This window comes from Moorena sp. SIO4A1 (assembly GCF_010672065.1).
Lineage (GTDB): Bacteria > Cyanobacteriota > Cyanobacteriia > Cyanobacteriales > Coleofasciculaceae > Moorena.
In genome coordinates this window covers 1-2,223 of the sequence record NZ_JAAHHX010000334.1, presented here as the reverse complement: position 1 = coordinate 2,223, position 2,223 = coordinate 1, and the positions used below count along the sequence as shown (strand labels likewise).

At 43.5% G+C, this 2,223-nt stretch carries 2 protein-coding genes and 1 pseudogene; all 3 read left to right on the top strand.

Annotated features, from left to right (window positions below; genetic code table 11):
- Positions 1 to 536, top strand: a 536-nt coding sequence (locus F6K53_RS37935; RefSeq protein ID WP_293084867.1) for a Bax inhibitor-1 family protein, incomplete at its 5' end; no start/stop codon positions are given.
- Positions 537 to 1,074: 538 nt separating this feature from the next.
- Positions 1,075 to 1,200 carry a hypothetical protein gene (locus tag F6K53_RS37930; protein WP_293071322.1) on the top strand — a complete coding sequence of 42 codons (126 nt, stop codon included), beginning with the start codon at positions 1,075 to 1,077 and terminating at the stop codon, positions 1,198 to 1,200.
- A gap of 619 nt (positions 1,201 to 1,819) precedes the next feature.
- Positions 1,820 to 2,223 (top strand): annotated as a pseudogene (locus F6K53_RS37925) (PCRF domain-containing protein); the annotation flags it as partial.

The following is a 2,223-nucleotide window of genomic DNA, read 5'->3' as shown; positions in this document are numbered from 1 at the left end:
TAATTGCCGAACTTATTCTTTTCTTCGTTGCCCGTGGTGTGGCTGAGAACGGAAACAACACTGTAGCTTTGCCTCTTCTAGCTACTTACAGTCTCTTGTCCGGCTACACCCTCAGTGGCTTAATATTCGTTGCCCTAGGAACAGGGGGTGTGGGCATGCAAGGCATTGCCATTGCTGCCTTTGGCTGTGGTGTTGCCTTTATGGCTGGCCGTCAAATTGGCTCTAATCTCTCAGAGGAAGATGGCTTTGCTTTAGCCAAAACCGTCCAGATGGGTATGATTGCCTTGCTGGTGGTCTTGGTGGCTCAGCTAGTTTTATCCTTCTTTGGTGTATACACACCCAGCTTTCTAGAAATTGCTATCTCTGGCATCGGTGTGGTTATTTTTGCGGGTGCGGCTGTAGTGGATTTCTTCATCCTGCCTCGCGCCTATCGTGATGACCAGTATCTACCTGCTGCCCTGTCAATGTACTTGACCTATATTAACTTGTTCGTGTTCATTTTGCGGCTGCTGATTGCTCTTAATGGTCGCGACTAAGACAGTGCTAGACGATAGAACCTGATCGGGGACGGTAATGCTGTACCCCGATTTTTTTCTATACACCTATTAAATAGGAAAAAAACCCTGAAACTCTTTTACCTTCTGCCTTCTGCCTTGCTGCTGTGCAATTTAAATGCACAACAGCTTAGACGTCATATAGAAGCCATAAACCCGAACAGAGGCTGAAATACAGCATCATGGCCAGTAAATTTGATTTGTGCCCCTATTGCTGCCTACAGGCCAGCAATAGGGGCAAGTCCTGTTCTGAAGCGGTTTTGTGATAGTACGGAAATGTTGCTGAACTCCGAATCCCTAAGGAAATGGCAATATCAAAAGTGAGCGCTATTTATGGTAAAGTTTATGATAAAGTTTGAAATCGATATGTTATAGAAAAGAAGCAAGGTATTGTGTAGTATTAAGCGTGATTATTGGAGTAAATCAAATCGATTTTTATATCAATGAATATTGGGTTTTTATTAACAGTTTAAAAACTTATACTCGATTAATTTAAAACGTTTTGGGGGAATTTGATTCAATGTTCAATTACGTTTTAACATTGGGATTTGACATGGCGATCGCATCGAGTAAATTATCCTTAGACTATGTCCAATTCCGGGAAGCATTCAGCCTACCGCTGTCAGCTATCATGCTTAAAATATAGCAATTATCATAGTCATGAGGTACTTTCGTTCTGGCTTTTAGGGAGCAGGGACTGAGGCCGTGGGCCAAGCGGGGCGCGTTCGGAGCAGGGAGCAGGTAAGAGGCAAGAGGTAAAAAATCCTGTGTACCTCATAGCTAGAAGAAACGCTATAAAAATAAAACGGGATAATTTAAGAGTTCGTTGGAGATTAATGATAATTGAAATTATGGGGAAAAGCCCATCAGCAAAATACTAGTAATTCCTAGCAGCTTTCCGTAACTCAGATTAAACTTTTGCTTACCTGTTGTATTGATGCAAAGCGCGAGTGGGGGAAACCCCCAATACCGCTTAGGTGCGCTTGACCCGTAATTAAATTCGCCACGGGTCGCACCTCTGCATCGCTTATTCAAAAGCTGTTCCCAAAGCGTGGCCATAGCCCATAAGCACCTCAAGTAGCACCATCCGTAGCCCATAGGCTGATAGCTGAATGCTTACCAATTACGTTTGGACATTGGAATTTTACCAGGAGATTTGACATGGCGATCGCATCGGGGTAATTATCGGTAGACTATAGTTAAAATGTAAAATTAACAATATACCCTGGTGGTGTTATAATAGTTTTGTAAAGGATTGAAGCATTATGGAAACCTTAGAGCAGAAACGGGCAGTCGAAATCTTGTCGGAGCGCCTGGGTAAAACCCAGGACTATCTTTGACATTGCTGCTGTGAAAGCCAAAATCCAAGATTTAGAGCAGCTGGCAGCTCAACCGGATTTTTGGGATGACCAAAACTTTGCTCAACAAACCCTTCAACAACTCAACGACCTAAAATCTAACCTCCAACGGTATAAACAGTGGCAATCTAGTTTAGAAGACACTAAAGCGATCTTGGAGTTGCTAGAACTAGAAACCGATGACGCACTGCTTGCAGAAGCTCAAACCAACTTGACTCAGCTGAATAAAGAACTGGATCGCTGGGAGTTGGAACAGCTGTTATCTGGTACCTACGACGCTAAAGGTGCTGTCCTCACCATCAATGCGGGGG